1 protein-coding gene is annotated in these 227 nt (G+C 36.1%); it reads right to left on the bottom strand.

All coding sequences use genetic code 11. The features are described from left to right. A partial coding sequence (locus E1K68_RS27615) for an IS3 family transposase (protein WP_212614978.1) occupies positions 1-227 on the bottom strand: 227 nt, incomplete at both ends.

The following is a 227-nucleotide window of genomic DNA, read 5'->3' as shown; positions in this document are numbered from 1 at the left end:
GAGTTCTTTTAGTTTTACCTTAATTAGTTTATTGTTGTAGTAATCAATATAGTCTACAATAGCTTGTTCCAATTGCTTAAGCGACTGGAACGACTTCTCATAACCGTAAAACATTTCTGATTTCAGAATCCCAAAGAAAGACTCCATCATACCATTGTCTGGGCTGTTACCCTTACGTGACATGGATGCTTGAATACCCTTACCCTCAAGAAACTGATGATAAGAAT

Origin of the sequence: Pseudomonas sp. B2021, assembly GCF_018135665.1 — a bacterium.
Taxonomy (GTDB): domain Bacteria; phylum Pseudomonadota; class Gammaproteobacteria; order Pseudomonadales; family Pseudomonadaceae; genus Aquipseudomonas; species Aquipseudomonas lactis.
Note: the sequence above shows the minus strand (reverse complement) of the source record. Positions and strands in the feature narration are given on the sequence as shown.